1 protein-coding gene and 1 pseudogene are annotated in these 817 nt (G+C 64.5%); both read left to right on the plus strand.

The annotated features are described in order from the left end of the window. The coding region (locus tag ACYP33_RS20480; RefSeq protein WP_459623669.1) for an efflux RND transporter permease subunit at window positions 1-547 on the plus strand (547 nt) is incomplete at its 5' end. Further along, a pseudogene (locus ACYP33_RS20485) lies at window positions 547-817 on the plus strand (multidrug transporter); the annotation flags it as partial. The gene ACYP33_RS20480 and the pseudogene ACYP33_RS20485, both read left to right, overlap by 1 nt.

Consider the following 817-nt stretch of genomic DNA (forward strand, 5'->3'; position numbering starts at 1 on the left):
GGTGGTGTTCCTGTGTCTGGCGGCGCTGTACGAAAGCTGGTCGATCCCGTTCTCGGTGATCATGGTGGTGCCGCTCGGCGTGATCGGCGCACTGATCGCGTCGACGCTGCGCGGCCTCGAGAACGACGTGTTCTTCCAGGTCGGCTTGCTGACCACGGTGGGCTTGTCGGCGAAGAACGCGATTCTGATCGTGGAATTCGCGCGTGAATTGCAGCTTACCGAGAAGATGGGCCCGGTCGAAGCAGCGCTGGAAGCGGCGCGGCTGCGGTTGCGTCCGATTCTGATGACGTCGCTGGCGTTCATCCTGGGCGTGCTGCCGCTGGCGATCAGCAACGGCGCGGGCTCGGGCAGCCAGCACGCGATCGGCACGGGCGTGATCGGCGGCATGATGACGGCCACCTTCCTCGCGATCTTCATGATTCCGATGTTCTTCGTGAAGGTGCGGTCGATCTTCGGCGGCGAGAAGGAAGACCCGGATCAGGCGCTGCGTCTCGCGCAGGAACACGCACACCGCACGCAAGAAGGCGACGGCAACCAGGAACATTGATGACCATGCGAAAAATCGTTTTGACGGCAATGGCGTTCGCGCTCGTCGCTTCGGGCTGCACGATGGCGCCGCATTACAAGCGTCCGGATGCGCCCGTGTCGGGCTCGTTCCCGTCCGACGGTGTCTACGCGACGCAGCCGGGCGCGAGCGACGCGCGCAGCGCCCAAGGCCAGGCCGCGCCGGACATCGGCTGGCGCAACTTCTTCGCCGATCCGCGCTTGCAGCAACTGATCGAATTGGCGCTGAAGAACAACCGCGACCTGCGTGTCT

Source organism: Burkholderia sp. 3C, assembly GCF_054589155.1.